The sequence below is a fragment of the Raoultibacter timonensis genome (assembly GCF_900240215.1).
GTDB lineage: Bacteria > Actinomycetota > Coriobacteriia > Coriobacteriales > Eggerthellaceae > Raoultibacter > Raoultibacter timonensis.
The window spans coordinates 400,977-415,006 of record NZ_LT964681.1; the positions used below are offsets into that span (position 1 = coordinate 400,977).

Genomic DNA, 14,030 nt, shown 5'->3' on the forward strand with positions numbered 1-14,030 from the left:
CCTCCTAACGAACTTGAACGACCACGGCGACAAGCTCGCCGACCTCGGAACACGAAAGCAGGAGCCACCGATACGAACCGCTTCCCTTCACGAACGTCCCAACATGTGCCTGACCGCTTTCGACGAAGGCCCATCCCCGGTCAGCGAGCTCGGATGAGAGGCGGCTAAACGATTCGGCGGCGCTGCCTTTTCCAACCATGCCGACGATCGTTCCGTCTTCGGTAGCAAGCGCCTCGTCGAAAACCCCCATGCCGAACGCTTCGCGGGCAAACGCCTCGGGCACCTCCCGAACAAAACCCTTCGCCTCGGCGATACCCTCAATCGAAAAAGCACATGCCGAACCGTCTACCGGTTTCACGCTCAATGCATCCGAAAGCTCGACCTCGCATCCCCGGGTAGCCCGATCGCCCGTCCCAGAAGAGCCCGCCCGGTCTCCCACACCGTCGAAGGCAACGGCTCCGGCAACCGCGGCCAGGATAAAGGCGACCGCCCACATGAGCCTCCCTCTCATAGCAGCACCCCCGGCTTGTAGGTGTCGACCGTCAAGGAAACCGAATGCTCGAGCACAGGAAGAGCAACCCCGAACACCGATGATTTGAGGCCGAGGCCGAAAAGCGTGGGGGCAAAGCGCACCGCTGCCGTAAACCGCGTATGCCCCGCCGCTGCGCCCTCTGCCGTCACATCGATGGAAAGGTTGTCCCGCTCGAACGACCCTTCGAGCGTGTCCGCTACCAGGGCAACGCTGTTGTCGAGCGTTTGCCCGTAGGCAGGCGAAGCAGCGCAGATGCGCACCGCATCGCGGGCGAGGCGGTCGAACGCCGCACAATCCGAAAAGAAGAGCAAAGCGTTTACCGCGATGACCGCCACGATGACGAAGACGGGAAACGCCACCGCGAACTCAACCGTCATCTGCCCCGAATCATCCCGATGCTTCCTCGAAACAGCTGCACGTCCGCATATCGCCGCTACTCCCATCTGCGAACACCTCCCGCCTGTGCGTACACCGCTCTCATCTTGTCGATGGAACCCTGCACAGCCCGTCCGGCTATCGACGCGACTGCAGGCGGCAAGGCGAGCGTCAGCGGAATCGACGGGCCCGCTTCGCCGAACGGCTCGATAACCGCAATCTCGATCCCCCGCTCAAAACCGTCGAGAGCCTCAAGAGACGACGACTCGAATACCGAGAGGGCCGTTGTAAACAGGTCGGCTCCGGCAGCATCGCCAAGGGCAACGCAGTCTTCCTTCGCCTTCAGCAATGCGGAGGAAAACCCCGATGCATCGGAAGCGAGCACATGAGCCGTGTTGACGAGCACCGGCTTAGGCGAATCGAGCTCGGCGGGACTCAGCCCCAACGAACCGACCGCATTCGAAAAGGCATTCGCCGCCCATGTTCCGAGCCCGCTTTCGCTTGCAAGCGGCATCTGCGACAGCGCGCTCTCGATACCTCGCTCAAGCGACTCCATTCCACCTGCATAGCAAGACAGAAGAGCCGACCACAGATCGAGCACGATGCCGAGGGGCATCGCCGCGCCGCCCGCAACATCCGCATCAACGTTGTCGAGCAAAGCGGTGATGACCGTTTCGCCTTCGCTCGGATCGTCGCTTGCAAGCGCGGCGGCGGAAACGGCGGCGCGCGCTCCGACCGATGCGTTTCCTTTGACGAACGCACTCGGAAATCGCGTAGCAGCCGAAACGTCGGCAAGGTCGGCCGCAAAGGCCACGGCACCGTAGCGCCCCGGCGGCCGCGATTCGATGCGGTACGACATCGCATCGAAAAGAGCGCCGTCAACATCGTCGAGCAGATTCTTCGTAAGCGTTTTCACCTCCTCGGCATAAGGGCGCGCCTTTTCGCGTGCTTTCTGGTATGCGTCCGCCGCTTCCGCCACGATGTTGTAATGGTATTCGAATCCGTTATCGATCGAGGTCGATGCCGAAGCGACCTTCCCCAGACTCGCCGCAGTGAATCCGCATGCCGAGCAGGTAACGAACCGCCCTGCCTCCATCTGCGCCAAAGATCCGGCGCCCGCAGCCTGCCCGCCCGAAACACCCGGGCAGCCCGCCCACGCATGCATGACGGCTCCGCCCTCGCTATCGATCGTCACCGGATAGACCGCTTCGGTAAACAGATCGGTGCGCCGCATTTGTTCGGTATTCTTCGGCAAGAGGGGAAACCGGGCTTCGAACGAGTCCTCGTCTTCCCGAACGTACCCCTTCCCGATTTCCTCGACAGCGAAGCGATAGTATCTCGTTCGAAGCGCCGATCGAGCCTGCTCCTCAACCGACGCTCCTTCGGGTGCCTCCTGCGCGAGCCGCGCGGGATAATACGCCTGCGCACGCTTAAGCGCGACCGAAAAGCTCCACGTATCGACACTGCGGTACAGCGGGTTGTCCTTTGCGGACAGCCCCGCAAGATGCCCGGCTCTTTCATACATGCAATAGCCCGGGTCGTTTCCGCAATCGGCCATAAAAGCCTTTTCCTTCTCGGCCTTCGCTTCACCCGAAGCTTCTTCGGCGGCTTCGGCGGCTTCCTTTATCCGGGCCTCGTTCTCCTCCACGTTGTTTGCAAGCTCCTTCGCGGAATCGAGCGAACCGACCTCGATGGCGTCCCCCTCGATAGGAAGTACTACTGCGAACCCGAAGTACTCGGTTCCCGCCGAGACGTCGGAGTTCGCCTGGACGATCGATGCGGCGTTCGCTGCGGCAAGAAACGGAAGGAACGCCTGAAACCGATTCAGACCCGATGCGGCGCGTCGCGCAAACGTATTTCTCGCATCGATGACATCCGTCGCCGCCTTGATGAGCTTATCCGCTAAAGGAGCGGTTGCAGGCGTGCAGAGCGCCGCTATGCCGAGGCCCATCGTTGCGATGCCCGTAAGCGACATCGTCAGCACGAGAGCATCGCACAACCTCACAACGATGGAGAACTCCGCAACCTCGTTTTCGACTGCAAGCGCCGCAGCGTCGGCTACGTTCTGCACGTGGGAGCTCGTCGTCTCGATCTCGTACACCTGAGCGGTGGTAAAGATCAATGAAAGGGTTATGAGCAAGGCGAACACCATGCCTACCGTCGAAAATCCCTCTTCGGCATAGAAAACGCTTCTTCGACGATGCCGGGAAAGCGATTCGCCGGGTATCGGCCTCGGTGCACGGCGAACCGCCATCCGCATACTGCGGGCAACCATGTTTTTCAGCGCATCGAGCACAACGGCCATCAGCGATCTCCCCCAACCCATGCACGAGGATCGCGGCCGGATTTCGACGAGCCGATCCACGACGGCTGCGTCGGCATTCGGCTCGAAGCTTCGATCGAGTATTCCCCCGAGGCATCCGTCATGCCGAGCAACGTAGCGCCCGTATCGACCAAAGGCAGCAGTTTTACCTTATTCGTAATCGTCACCTGCACGTATTCGGATGACTCATCCCCCTCGACGTCAATAACCCACGAGCATGCGCCATCGTGGATATGAAACTGATCCTGCGGGGGCACGGCGGAGAGACGGCGCTTTACGTACGCGATGCACGCCTCGTCCGAGCTGCCCGCGGCGTCCGTCTTCGTCGCAAGCAGCCGACACCCCTCCGCAGCTGCCGAACGCATAACCGTGAAATCGTACAGGATGATACCCGGTTGCACGAGCAACAGCAGGCAGAGAAACACCACGGGTATAAGATAGGCCGCCTCGACAGTGGCCTGGCCCCCTACATCGACACCGATAGCGCGCCCGACCCGAGACAACGTCCTCTGCCGAACAGCGTTTCGCAACCGCCCTCCCTCTTTCATGGCACCTCCTCATCTATTCGTCAATACAGCAGCACGTCGGCCGCGGCACCCGGCGAACCTCGGCCAACGTGATGCGAGGCTCCCGCAGCCGCATGGGAAACGAAGAGGCCTTCATCGAGAGCGTGCCATAAAACGGCGCACGCAACGACGATTGCAAGCAGCGCGAAGACGACGAGCGCGTACTCGACCGTCGCCTGACCGCACCCGCCTTTCAATCGCACCCGAAATCCCGCTTTCCGGCCTTGATGCGTCGATTTGCTAAAGACCGTTGATGCCCGAAGCAATCGCATCCCAAAGCTCCTGAATCTTCGGCCTGAACAGCGTGATCGCGATAATTGCAATAACGACGAGCACACCGACGAGTATCGCGTATTCCGTCGTGCCCTGCCCACGCGTATCGCGGACGAGCGACCGAGCACGCCTGCGTGCCCCCATGAGAACCTTTCCCATCGTTTCTTTCATCTGGCCCATACGACCCTACATCCCTTCCATGAGATCGAGCATAATCGGACCGAGCACGAAGATCAGCATCGCCGGCAGAATGAGCGTACCCACAGGGATAAGCATCTTGACCGGCGCCTTGGCAACCCGTTCCTCCACTTCAGCCTTATGCACGCTGCGCGCCTCCACTGCGGCGGATTCAAGCGTTTCCGCCAAAGAGGTTCCAAACCTCAACGACCGAACCACGTTCTCGACGATCCGCGAAAGCATGGCCGAATCGTACGAATCCGCCAGAGCCCGCAGCGCCTTCTCCCTCGAAACCAAACCGAGGGTCCATTGCTGGCGGGCTCGCTCGCAGTCCCGCGCAAAGCCTGAATCGAAATGCGTGCAGTACAACGCCAAAGCCCGATCGAACGATAGGCCGCTGCGCAAACCAAGCGCAACCACCTCTGCCATCTCACCGAGCTGCGAACCGAGCCGCCCGCTCCGAAGACCCGCCTCTTTTCGCAATGCGCTGCCCAGCGCAAGCCATCCCGCAACCGAGCATCCGAAGCCGAGCAGCACTGCTAACTCGAGCGAGAACACCGACCCGCCAACCAAACCCACGCCGAAGTACAACAGCGCCAGACAGAGCCGTGCCGAGTCGAACCCGGCGCGGGTAAGGGTTGACCCGAGCCCCGCCCTGAGCGCCAGCGCGTCGAAGCGCTCGACCCGTTTGCCGGATAAAGCGTTGGCTCTTCGCCGAACCGATCCGAACGTCGGCCTGATGCTCTCCCGGCATGCAAGACCGATTTCCCATGCAGATACGCCGCCGCACTCCAGCCCCGCAAGCCCGTCGGCCCACGACCCGAGCAAACCTCCTTTAGCCTGCCGTTTCCGCTTTCGCGCCGTCGACCACCTAACGCATGCCCTTGAAACAACGTAGCCGATGCAGCCAGCGCTCACGCTTGCCAGCACCCCCATAGCACCAGTTGCATCCACGTTAATCGAACCCCACTTTCAGCATGCTTCTCACGCTGAGCACACCCGCCGCCTGCATGACAACAGCAATCGTTAAAAGAGCGACGCCCGCAGCGCCCGAGAAAAACGGCGCAAGGAAATCCTCGGTGATAAGCGAGAAAACCGCGATCAGAACGAACGGCAGAACCGTTACCACGCGAGCGGAGAGCTTCGCCTGAGCGGTCTGCACCTGCAAAGAACGCCGAAGCTCCAGATCGTTTTCAATCGAATCCCGTGCCGCCGCCAAAACCTGCCTCATGCTGCCGCCCGCATCATGTTGAATCTCCAACGCAATGGCGACGAACGATAGTTCCGGCAAAGCCGCTTGCTTCCGAAACGAACCGAGCACCCTGCTCGGAGTTTCACCCATCTCGAGTTTGCGAGCCGCTTGGTCGAACACCGCATCAAGCGGTTCGGGCGATTCATCCGCAAGGTGCTGAAACGTTTGCAGAAGAGACAGGCCCGCGAAGAAGCACGATTCCATCGCGCGAAACACATCGGGCACACCCTCCCGCATTCTTCTTGTTCGGGATTCTCTGGCCCGTTCGACGAGAAACCACCCTGCAGCGCTCGCGCAAACGGCGGCGGCAATGCCGAACACGGGGGAAGACGCCACCATCGACCCGACGACGATCGCGCCAACCGAAGCGGCACACCAGATAGAGCAAAGGTTCTTCGCCGTTGTCGCATATCCCCGCATGGACGCCATCGCTTCGGCTTCGTCGAACGCCTTTGCGACAAACCCCACCTTCAACAGCGCACCCGCCAACGGCGCGAACCAGCCAACGCCGCGCCGAAGCAACGCCGCCGTATGCATGTCGTCTCCGATCGCTTTGCTGCGCGCTTTTTCGGACGCCCTCATACGGCGAATTCCCGCTACCGCCGACGGCAGGACCAAAGCTCCCGAAGCAAACGCGGTGCACAACGCTATCCACATGATCGCATCGGCTGCAGCCATGCCGCCACCTCCGGAGCATCGCACGTTTTTTCGGGCTGTACGTCCATCCACGAAGGCATCGCATCCCAAGAACCCGGCACACCCGCATGAGCCCGCTCGAACAACGGCTTGACGCAGCATCCCGAATGCCCGCATGCATGATCAAGTTCCGCGATCTGCGATACGAACCTCACGCCATCCGCGCCGCGTGCTATCTGAACCATAAGATCGATGGCGCTCGCGATATGCGATTCGATAACATCGACCGGCAAATCGGCACCATAGCGAACCATGGTCGTCAGGCGCATCACGGCCTCCTCGGGCGCATTGGCATGAAGCGTTGTCATGGAACCGTCATGTCCGGTGTTCATAGCCTGAAGCATATCGAGCGCTTCGGCGCCGCGGCACTCCCCCACAACGATCCGATCGGGTCTCATGCGCAACGCATTGATAACCAGATCCCTGATCGTGACTTCCCCTACCCCCTCTGCGTTTTTCGCCCTCGCCTCAAGACGAACGACGTGCGGATGCTCGAAAAACCTCAACTCGGCCGAATCCTCGATCGTAATGATGCGCTCTCGGTTCGGGATCTTGCATGACAGCGCATTGAGCAACGTGGTCTTTCCCGTTCCCGTTCCCCCGGAAACCGCTATGTTCTTGCGCAGGGCAACGGCTCGATCGAGAAACCGTCTCGCTTGCTCGTCGAGCGAACCGCCTGCAACCATATCCTCAAGCGTCATGACGCGTGCGGTGAACTTCCTAATCGTCATGACCGGTCCGTCGATCGAGAGCGGAGGTATGATCGCATGGACCCGATGGCCCTGAGGTAGCCGCGCATCGACGGTGGGCGAAGCCTCGTCGATGCGTCTGCCGAGGGGACCGATAATGCGGTCGATCAGAGCACGCACCTGCTCGTCCGATGAAAACGATTGAGGGCTCTGATGCAAAATGCCCGCACGTTCGAAATAGACCGACTGCGTTGCGTTGACCATGATTTCGGATACCGATTCATCGTCGAGGAGCGCCTCGAGCGGCCCGAACCCGAACATACCGTCAAGAAGATCCCTCACAAGGCGCGCACGCTCGGCTGGCTCGACCCCCGACCACGCATCTCTTTGAAAAACCTGTCGGCACGCACCTCTTATCTCGCTTTTAGCCAGATTGGGCTTCTGCGCAGCCTGTACGGCGATTTCGGCCGCAGGTATGAGCTCGTATACCGATGCGCGCAGCTTCTCGACCAGAGAACCGCGATCGGGCGAACAAAGCTCCCCTTCGCTCCCGACACGGAGCGCTCTTCCCGTCAAAGACATGCGGCCCGCCTTCCCTTCCGCCCGAGCGAGAACCGCTTTGCCCGACCGGGAACGGGAGCCGTACTATGCTCGGGGTTTTCGGGATTGCCGGGCAGGATGTCGATAAGGACGCGCTCGAGGCTTAAGCACAAATCGTTGCGAGAGCCTATCAAATCGAGCGGCAAGCCCGCCCCCAGCAACTCGTCAACCTCTTTGCCCCCATCCTTCAGCTCGACCGCATGCGATCCTCCCAACGAACACGCGACATCGAACGACGAGAACAGCGCATTCTTCGCACAGCGATTCACTGCGAAAACGAACGGGGTTGTCGCGATCCCGCATCGCGAGCACATCTCAAGAGCATGTTTGCCTGCACGAAGCGAAACGGCGCGCTGATCGACAAGGAAGAGCACGTGCGACGACCGCTCGAGAACCTGAGCAAGCGACTCGTCCCAATGAGACGACGTGTTTACGATGACGACGTCGAATGAAGCGCTCGCCTGCTCAAGAATGCGAGCGATGCTTTCGCCTGCGAATTCCGACTGCTCGAGCCGTTTCGGCGCAGCCAGGAGCGCCGGATGCCGCCCATCGGAAACAAGTTTCTCGAGCTTCGTCTGATCGGCTACAACCTCGTCGAGCGTCAGGGGGTTCTCGACTCCCGCCATGTAGCGCATGTCGCCGAATTGCATATCGGCGTCAAGCAGAAGCGTCTTATACCCGAATCCTTGGGAGAAAAACGCCGCGAGCACGGCGACCGTGCTTCGACCTGCGCCTCCGCTCGCGCTCACTACGGAAAGCGTACATGCGGATTTTTCGGACGACCCCTTTCTCGCCGTAGCACGAAACTCGCCGCACGACATGCTTGCAGGATCGGCGACCGACGACTGAACGGTCGCCCTCGCCCCCTCATTCAAACACGGGGAAACGGCGGAAGAGCATCCCCCAGCCGGTGCGATCGTCGGCAAATCGCGAAGGGGTTCGGTCGGCTCGCTTGCCGAGAAAGGCGGTCGGCAGTCGGCCGCTTGAAAGCAATCGTCGTCTCGGTCATACGCATAGGAGCGCTTTCTTCGTCCGTACTGCGCGGCGAAATCGGGCTTGGTCAATGTCGCATCGATGCCGGCCGCGCTTGCCCGGCTTTTAAGCGAGCCTCCCCCATCGAACGCCAAGAGGCAAACGCGCTGTTCGCGGGTATCCTTTTTGATAGCGGCCGCAAGATTTATGGGCTCCATATCGTCACTTGAGGCAATCCATACCTCTCGGATACCCTCTGCCTTTCGAAGAAAAGCACGCACTTCGACGGCGCTGCAAAACAGCCGCAACCAGGGTTGGGAGAGGAGGTTTTCGCCCTCGAGCCCGATCAGGTCAGGGCTCTTCACGCTTTCGGTATCCGCGCAAAGCACCACTTCAGGCCTCATCGCTTGCACCTCCTTGCTCGTCGCCGGGCAATACCAGGTACAACTCCGTCTTCTGGGAAGCCGCAATGAGCTCCTGTACCGAGCGAGGTTCGACCGCAAGGGCGACCCACGAGATCGAGCCGCCTCCCAAACCCGCTTCGGAATCGTTGCTTGACGAGACCACGGCAACATCGGATGCCAAAAGCTCCGTCTCCGCTGCGCCCGTCGCGTATACGTCAACATGCTGCCCGGGAGCTATCGAGCCGCCTATCGCCTGCACGTCTTTCACGGGGATGCTCAAGACGCTCAGACCGGCCGGCACGTCGATTTGACGTTCTCCCTGAGAAAACCGCTTGGAAGTCACAACCTCCCCCTCGAATATCGGTGTGCCGACCTGCTCCCCGTACACGTCCCGAACCGAACGAACCGCATCGGACGGAACGAGATCGGCCAACCAGAGCTTTGCCGTGGTGTTCGAAGCGTCGAGTTTTTCGCCCGAAGCGATATCGCGCGTTGCCACGCATACCTCGACCTGCTCGCCCCCGTATCGGTCGAGCGCCTCGGCGCGCGCGGATTCTGCTTCCCCCTTGACGCTCTGCAGGTAAGCGAACACCGCCCCTGCGCAGACGATGCCGCATATGATGCCGATGGCGACCGTTGCAGGTCTTTTCATGGTGCTCCTCCCGTTGCAGTGCGGTTAGCGTATGCATCACAGCATCGCAGAGAGGCCTTGCACTTTAATCCGAGGCTGCTCGATGCGAACCAACGAGTTACCCGTCTGGGTAAGCAGCGTTTTTCGCCGGCAGGAACCGTCGGCGAGGCTGAAACCTTGCACGGAACAGTGCTCGTTCAAGCGGAAACGACGTGCGTACCTTACGCATGCAAAGCGCGAATCTTGCACACGCCATCGGCCACCGAAAGAAAGGGAGATTCGACGGATCGCACCGGACAACAAGAAAGGGCCGTCGGAAAACCGACGGCCCGATGATGCAACATGGTGGGCGATGAGGGATTTGAACCCCCGGCCTTGAGTGTGTAAAACTCCTGCGCTCCCGCTGCGCCAATCGCCCATGTTTTGTGCGGATAGCCATTCTCGCACAACAACTGATTTTCCGCAAACCGAGAAACGTCCGACAATAGTATATGATATTACCTGATATACTCGACCCATCGCCGATCCGAACGACAGAGGATAGATATGACCGACCTGATCATGTGCCAAAGCTGCGGGATGCCGCTGACCGACGAGTCGAGGGGCACCGAAGCCGACGGAAGCCCGTCGGCTGATTACTGCTCGTTTTGCTACCAAAACGGCAGCTTCACCCAAGACCTCACGATGCACGAGATGCTGGAGATCAATCTCCAATACATCGACCAATGGAACGAGAGCATCGATACGCCGATGACCGTCGACGAGGCGCGCGCCATGCTCGAAACCGTCATGCCAACATGGAAGAGATGGCAAAGCTGACCCGCCTCCGTGCTATGATGCTGTGCTATGCCGCAGCGTACAACAGACGAGAAAGCCCCCAAGCCCCTCTGGATCTACAAGGGCTACCTTCTCATTGCCGCCGCCATCTGGGGCATGGGGACCGTCGTTATCAAGGCGACGGTCGATTCGTTTCCCCCGGCATGGCTCGTCGGCGTCCGCTTTACCTTCGCGGGGCTGCTACTTGCCATCGTGCTCTTTCCCCGGCTCAAGAAGTCGCTCAACGCCGACCATCTGAAAAAGGGAGGTATTCTCGGTGCGTTCGTATTTCTTTCCTACTGGACGAACTCAACCGGCCTCACCGATACAACGGCTTCGAACAGCGCTTTTCTCACTTCGCTGTACTGCGTGATCATCCCGTTTCTCATGTGGGTACTCTCAGGCCCGAAGCCGACACGGTTCAACATCGCAGCCGCGCTCGTATGCGTAGCGGGCGTCGGGTGCGTCTCGTTTGCGGGATCGACCGATTTCTCGATCAGGTTCGGCGATGCCATCACCCTTCTGTCGGCCGTGTTCCTGAGTTTCCATGTTGTGTACACGTCGAAATTCGCAGACGGCCGCGACATGATGGTACTGACAATCATCCAGTTCATTGTTGCAGGGCTGCTCGGTTTTGCCGCCGCGCTCGTCTTCGAGCCCATGCCCGCATTCGCTACCCTCGGGATCGATACGTACGTGAGCCTCGGCTATCTGATCGTGTTCGCCTCGTGCATTGCGCTCATGCTGCAGAACATCGCAATCGCCCATGTGGACCCCGCGCCCGCCTCGTTGTTCCTCGCAACCGAATCGGTGTTCGGCGTCGTGTTCTCGATCATGTTTTTGGGCGAGGCGCTCACCGGTCCGCTGTTCGTCGGATTCGGCCTCATCTTCGCAGGCATCGTCGTGAGCGAGTACCTTCCGCTGCGAGCCGAAAAGAAGGCGCTCGAAAAAGACATTGCCGCCCTCGAAGACAGGGTGTTCCCCTCGCATCGAAAAGGCGATTGACTCATCGGGAAGAGCCATCCGCCTCGATCGGACAACGCGGTTCCAGGTACCGCACAAGAAACTCTGGCGTGAACTTCTGATACAGTTCGGCCATCTGCAACGGCAGCTCGACCATGCCGTCTCGCACCCAGGTCCTCGTCATGTACTGGGCTCCGATGTTGTAAAACTCGATTTCGAGCAGCTCCTGCTTGGTGAGCGGCCGCCCCGCGTTCGCCGTAGCGTTTTCGAGTATATGCTCCTTCACCACGCGTCCACCGTGCTCGCACACGGAGTTGTAGTCGATGCATTTAAACGCGTTTACGAAGAACTCCTTGTTCTCATGCAGCAGCTCGAACTTTTTCAGATGAGCGGCGAAGCAGCTTTGATCGATGCCCATCCGGTACAGCGATCGGCTCATCAGATAGTCCCAGAACCATGTGGGCACATCGAATATGTCCTGGAAGTACTCGTAGAACGTTGCCCGCGATATGCCCGTCGCTTCGCACAGGTGCGACACCTTCACTTTTTCGAGCGGACATTCCTTCATAACACCGGAAAGCGCTGCGACGAAACGCAGCCTCGTTACAATCTGCCGTCCCATATTCATCACCCCAAGCGCCATTGTAGCGCATGAACGATGGGCGAAAAAAGCTGACACTCAAAAGAAAATGTCAGTTGACAAGCCCGTTTCCCAGACAAAACAGCCGCTCTGTACATTGTCGCGCAACCGAATGCGGTCCTACACTCGCAAGCGAATCGGAGCGCTGCATCAACGGGGAAGATGCGCTCCACCGAAGACCCAGGAGGGATGCGTTATGAGTAAATCAGCCAACCTATCGCGCCGCGGCTTTCTGACCGGAGCCGCTGCAACCGGGGCGCTTGCCGCCGTAAGCGCCCTTGCGGGCTGCTCGCCGGAAAAGCCGGCAACCGCCGAAGGAGCCAACAGCGCCGCAAGCCAAAGCGAAGCGAAGGCTTCCGTATTCGACAAGCCGGCTTCGGTTGCCGATCAGGTATCCGAAACCAAGGACTACGAAGTGGTCGTGGTCGGCGGCGGCAACTCGGGCGTGGTCGGAGCGCTCGAACTGGCACAGCTCGGTGCCAAGGTGCTGCTGATCGAGCAGACCGGCGCATGCACCATCTACGCCGGGGACATCGATGCGCTCGACAGCCAAATCCAGAAAGACCTCGGCATCGAGATCGACAAGGAATGGGTCATCAAGGACCTCGTCCGCTACGGACAGGGCAAGGTCGACGAGAACCTCATCAGGCAGTGGGCCTACAACGCGGGCGCCTTCATCGACTGGTACCAAGCGCAGATGCAGCAAAAAGGCCTCGACGTCATGGTCGATACGGTGTGCAAGAAATTCGACCCCGAGGGCATCTGGTACTCCCCCGCCTCCGTCCATACGGCCTACAAACCGCCCCTGAAAGAAACCGCGAACTCGATGGGGTCGGAAATCGCCATCCCGGCCATGCTCGAACTCTATGCCGAAGCGGGAGGAGAAATCGAGTACAATACCACCGCCGTCGAGCTCGTGCAGGATTCTTCAGGCAAGGTAAGCGGCGTCATAGCCCAGAACAAGGACGGCGAGTACATCCAGTACAACACGAGCAAAGCCGTCATGCTCGCAACCGGCGGCTTCGGGGGCAACAAAGACATGATGGACGAGATGGGCGTCATGTCGCATAAGTTCTGCTCCTGCCACATCGGTGCTGAAAACGCGCACGGCGACGGCATCCGCATGGCGGTCTGGGCAGGAGCCGACCGCGACTACGCCTGCGAGGGCACCTGCAACATCTTCGATCGCGGCTGCATTACCGGCGATGACGCCAACGGCGATATCGGGCTTGACGGACAGGGCGGTGCCAACCCGATGCTGTGGTGGCCGGGCTCTCAGCCGTTTTTGCGCGTCAACGCCCTCGGAAAGCGCTACTGCAACGAAGATGGGCCCTACGACATCGTATTCAACCAAGCCTGCATGCAGCCGGGCCACTACTGGTGGCAGATCTTCGATGCGAGCAGCTGGGAAGACGTAGTCTCTTTCGGCACGACGATCTGTTCGCGCGTCGTCGCCGAGGAAGGCGCCAAGAACTGCCTTCTGCTCGGCCAGTACTACCCCTGCACGAACGCAGACGAATGGCAGAGCGTCTTCATCGACCCCAATGTGGAAAACGGCGTGCTTATCAAGGCCGACACCATCGAAGAACTCGTCGACATGATGGGGGTGCCGAAGGAGGAAGCGCTCGCCACCATCGAACGCTACAACGAGCTTGCCGCAAAGGGCGTCGACGAAGACTTCCATAAGGCGCCATTCAGGCTGACGGCAATCGACGAGGGCCCCTTCTATGCCTGCAAGCTTGCCGGCTGGCTGCTCTCCACCATGAGCGGGGTGCGCGTCGACAACACGTATACGCCGATAACCCCCGAAGGCGACCGCATCGAGGGCCTCAAGTGCGTGGGGCTCGACCACGGCGGATTCTTCAACGGCATGTACGCGCAATACTACGGCGGACTCAACATGAGCCACAACGTCGTCTCATCGTGGCTCGCCGCCATGGACATCATGGGCGAAGAGTACCCCGTGCCGGTCTTGAGCGCCGCGAACGCCTATAAGGGCTAAGCCCCTCACGCCGTCGAACCAACCGATCGAGGCAACCGAACCGGCTGCGCTCCGCAAGGAGACGGCCGGTTCGGTTTTCAGCGGTGCATCCGACCGCCTTCTCGCTAACCATTATCGTT

The 14,030-nt window shown here is 60.1% G+C and carries 15 protein-coding genes and 1 tRNA gene; 3 read left to right on the plus strand and 13 right to left on the minus strand.

Going from position 1 to position 14,030, the window contains the following annotated elements; all coding sequences use genetic code 11:
* Positions 1 to 4: 4 nt before the first annotated feature.
* The 12 genes from C1722_RS13865 to C1722_RS13920 form a co-directional block, all read right to left on the minus strand.
* Complete coding sequence (locus tag C1722_RS13865) at positions 5 to 511, minus strand: hypothetical protein (protein WP_146040691.1); 507 nt, start codon at positions 509 to 511, stop codon at positions 5 to 7.
* Positions 508 to 975 carry a TadE/TadG family type IV pilus assembly protein gene (locus C1722_RS13870; protein ID WP_244902586.1) on the minus strand — a complete coding sequence of 156 codons (468 nt, stop codon included), beginning with the start codon at positions 973 to 975 and terminating at the stop codon, positions 508 to 510. Before C1722_RS13870 ends, C1722_RS13865 begins: the two co-directional genes overlap by 4 nt.
* Positions 966 to 3,212 carry a molybdenum cofactor biosynthesis enzyme gene (locus C1722_RS13875; RefSeq protein WP_244902587.1) on the minus strand — a complete coding sequence of 749 codons (2,247 nt, stop codon included), beginning with the start codon at positions 3,210 to 3,212 and terminating at the stop codon, positions 966 to 968. The genes C1722_RS13870 and C1722_RS13875 overlap by 10 nt, the downstream gene beginning before the upstream one ends.
* Complete coding sequence (locus tag C1722_RS13880; protein WP_102379960.1) at positions 3,212 to 3,778, minus strand: TadE/TadG family type IV pilus assembly protein; 567 nt, start codon at positions 3,776 to 3,778, stop codon at positions 3,212 to 3,214. The genes C1722_RS13875 and C1722_RS13880 overlap by 1 nt, the downstream gene beginning before the upstream one ends.
* Positions 3,779 to 3,798: 20 nt before the next feature.
* Positions 3,799 to 3,999, minus strand: a complete 201-nt coding sequence (locus C1722_RS13885; RefSeq protein WP_102379961.1) for a hypothetical protein — start codon at positions 3,997 to 3,999, stop codon at positions 3,799 to 3,801.
* A gap of 37 nt (positions 4,000 to 4,036) precedes the next feature.
* Entirely contained in the window at positions 4,037 to 4,249 is a 213-nt protein-coding gene (locus C1722_RS13890) for a class III signal peptide-containing protein (protein ID WP_244386824.1), read from the minus strand.
* A 6-nt stretch (positions 4,250 to 4,255) separates the two neighbouring features.
* A complete protein-coding gene (locus C1722_RS13895; protein ID WP_146040692.1) occupies positions 4,256 to 5,200 on the minus strand; it encodes a type II secretion system F family protein in 945 nt (314 codons plus the stop codon).
* 1 nt (position 5,201) lies between these two features.
* On the minus strand, positions 5,202 to 6,176 hold the full coding sequence (locus tag C1722_RS13900; protein WP_180995266.1) for a type II secretion system F family protein: 975 nt from the start codon (positions 6,174 to 6,176) through the stop codon (positions 5,202 to 5,204).
* Positions 6,146 to 7,465 carry a TadA family conjugal transfer-associated ATPase gene (locus C1722_RS13905; protein ID WP_102379964.1) on the minus strand — a complete coding sequence of 440 codons (1,320 nt, stop codon included), beginning with the start codon at positions 7,463 to 7,465 and terminating at the stop codon, positions 6,146 to 6,148. The genes C1722_RS13900 and C1722_RS13905 overlap by 31 nt, the downstream gene beginning before the upstream one ends.
* Positions 7,456 to 8,859: a CpaE/TadZ family protein gene (locus C1722_RS13910; protein WP_146040693.1), complete on the minus strand. Its 1,404-nt coding sequence runs from the start codon at positions 8,857 to 8,859 to the stop codon at positions 7,456 to 7,458. Before C1722_RS13910 ends, C1722_RS13905 begins: the two co-directional genes overlap by 10 nt.
* Entirely contained in the window at positions 8,849 to 9,511 is a 663-nt protein-coding gene (cpaB, locus tag C1722_RS13915; protein ID WP_102379966.1) for a Flp pilus assembly protein CpaB, read from the minus strand. The genes C1722_RS13910 and cpaB overlap by 11 nt, the downstream gene beginning before the upstream one ends.
* Positions 9,512 to 9,833: 322 nt before the next feature.
* A tRNA-Val gene (locus C1722_RS13920) sits at positions 9,834 to 9,908 on the minus strand.
* Between the two features lie 128 nt (positions 9,909 to 10,036).
* Here C1722_RS13920 and C1722_RS13925 point away from each other — a divergent pair.
* Together C1722_RS13925 and C1722_RS13930 are read left to right on the plus strand one after the other, a co-directional pair.
* Positions 10,037 to 10,309 (plus strand): zinc ribbon domain-containing protein, encoded by a 273-nt coding sequence (locus C1722_RS13925; protein ID WP_102379967.1) that lies wholly within the window; start codon positions 10,037 to 10,039, stop codon positions 10,307 to 10,309.
* Between the two features lie 27 nt (positions 10,310 to 10,336).
* Positions 10,337 to 11,311 (plus strand): DMT family transporter, encoded by a 975-nt coding sequence (locus C1722_RS13930; protein ID WP_102379968.1) that lies wholly within the window; start codon positions 10,337 to 10,339, stop codon positions 11,309 to 11,311.
* A 1-nt stretch (position 11,312) separates the two neighbouring features.
* Here the strand turns inward: C1722_RS13930 and C1722_RS13935 are convergent, their stop codons facing one another.
* Positions 11,313 to 11,891 carry a TetR/AcrR family transcriptional regulator C-terminal domain-containing protein gene (locus C1722_RS13935; RefSeq protein WP_180995267.1) on the minus strand — a complete coding sequence of 193 codons (579 nt, stop codon included), beginning with the start codon at positions 11,889 to 11,891 and terminating at the stop codon, positions 11,313 to 11,315.
* Positions 11,892 to 12,105: 214 nt separating this feature from the next.
* On the opposite strand from C1722_RS13935, the gene C1722_RS17195 reads away from it, so the two are divergent.
* Positions 12,106 to 13,911 carry an FAD-dependent oxidoreductase gene (locus C1722_RS17195; protein WP_219724320.1) on the plus strand — a complete coding sequence of 602 codons (1,806 nt, stop codon included), beginning with the start codon at positions 12,106 to 12,108 and terminating at the stop codon, positions 13,909 to 13,911.
* Positions 13,912 to 14,030 lie beyond the last annotated feature (119 nt).

Excerpts from the sequence above, each read along its gene's own strand:
- C1722_RS13865 (WP_146040691.1), bottom strand. The coding sequence starts at position 511 with ATGAGAGGGAGGCTCATGTGGGCGGTCGCCTTTATCCTGGCCGCGGTT.
- C1722_RS13870 (WP_244902586.1), bottom strand. The coding sequence starts at position 975 with ATGGGAGTAGCGGCGATATGCGGACGTGCAGCTGTTTCGAGGAAGCAT.
- C1722_RS13875 (WP_244902587.1), bottom strand. The coding sequence starts at position 3,212 with ATGGCCGTTGTGCTCGATGCGCTGAAAAACATGGTTGCCCGCAGTATG.
- C1722_RS13880 (WP_102379960.1), bottom strand. The coding sequence starts at position 3,778 with ATGAAAGAGGGAGGGCGGTTGCGAAACGCTGTTCGGCAGAGGACGTTG.
- C1722_RS13890 (WP_244386824.1), bottom strand. The coding sequence starts at position 4,249 with ATGGGCCAGATGAAAGAAACGATGGGAAAGGTTCTCATGGGGGCACGC.
- C1722_RS13900 (WP_180995266.1), bottom strand. The coding sequence starts at position 6,176 with ATGGCTGCAGCCGATGCGATCATGTGGATAGCGTTGTGCACCGCGTTT.
- C1722_RS13905 (WP_102379964.1), bottom strand. The coding sequence starts at position 7,465 with ATGTCTTTGACGGGAAGAGCGCTCCGTGTCGGGAGCGAAGGGGAGCTT.
- C1722_RS13910 (WP_146040693.1), bottom strand. The coding sequence starts at position 8,859 with ATGAGGCCTGAAGTGGTGCTTTGCGCGGATACCGAAAGCGTGAAGAGC.
- cpaB (WP_102379966.1), bottom strand. The coding sequence starts at position 9,511 with ATGAAAAGACCTGCAACGGTCGCCATCGGCATCATATGCGGCATCGTC.
- C1722_RS13925 (WP_102379967.1), top strand. The coding sequence starts at position 10,037 with ATGACCGACCTGATCATGTGCCAAAGCTGCGGGATGCCGCTGACCGAC.
- C1722_RS13930 (WP_102379968.1), top strand. The coding sequence starts at position 10,337 with ATGCCGCAGCGTACAACAGACGAGAAAGCCCCCAAGCCCCTCTGGATC.
- C1722_RS13935 (WP_180995267.1), bottom strand. The coding sequence starts at position 11,891 with ATGGGACGGCAGATTGTAACGAGGCTGCGTTTCGTCGCAGCGCTTTCC.
- C1722_RS17195 (WP_219724320.1), top strand. The coding sequence starts at position 12,106 with ATGAGTAAATCAGCCAACCTATCGCGCCGCGGCTTTCTGACCGGAGCC.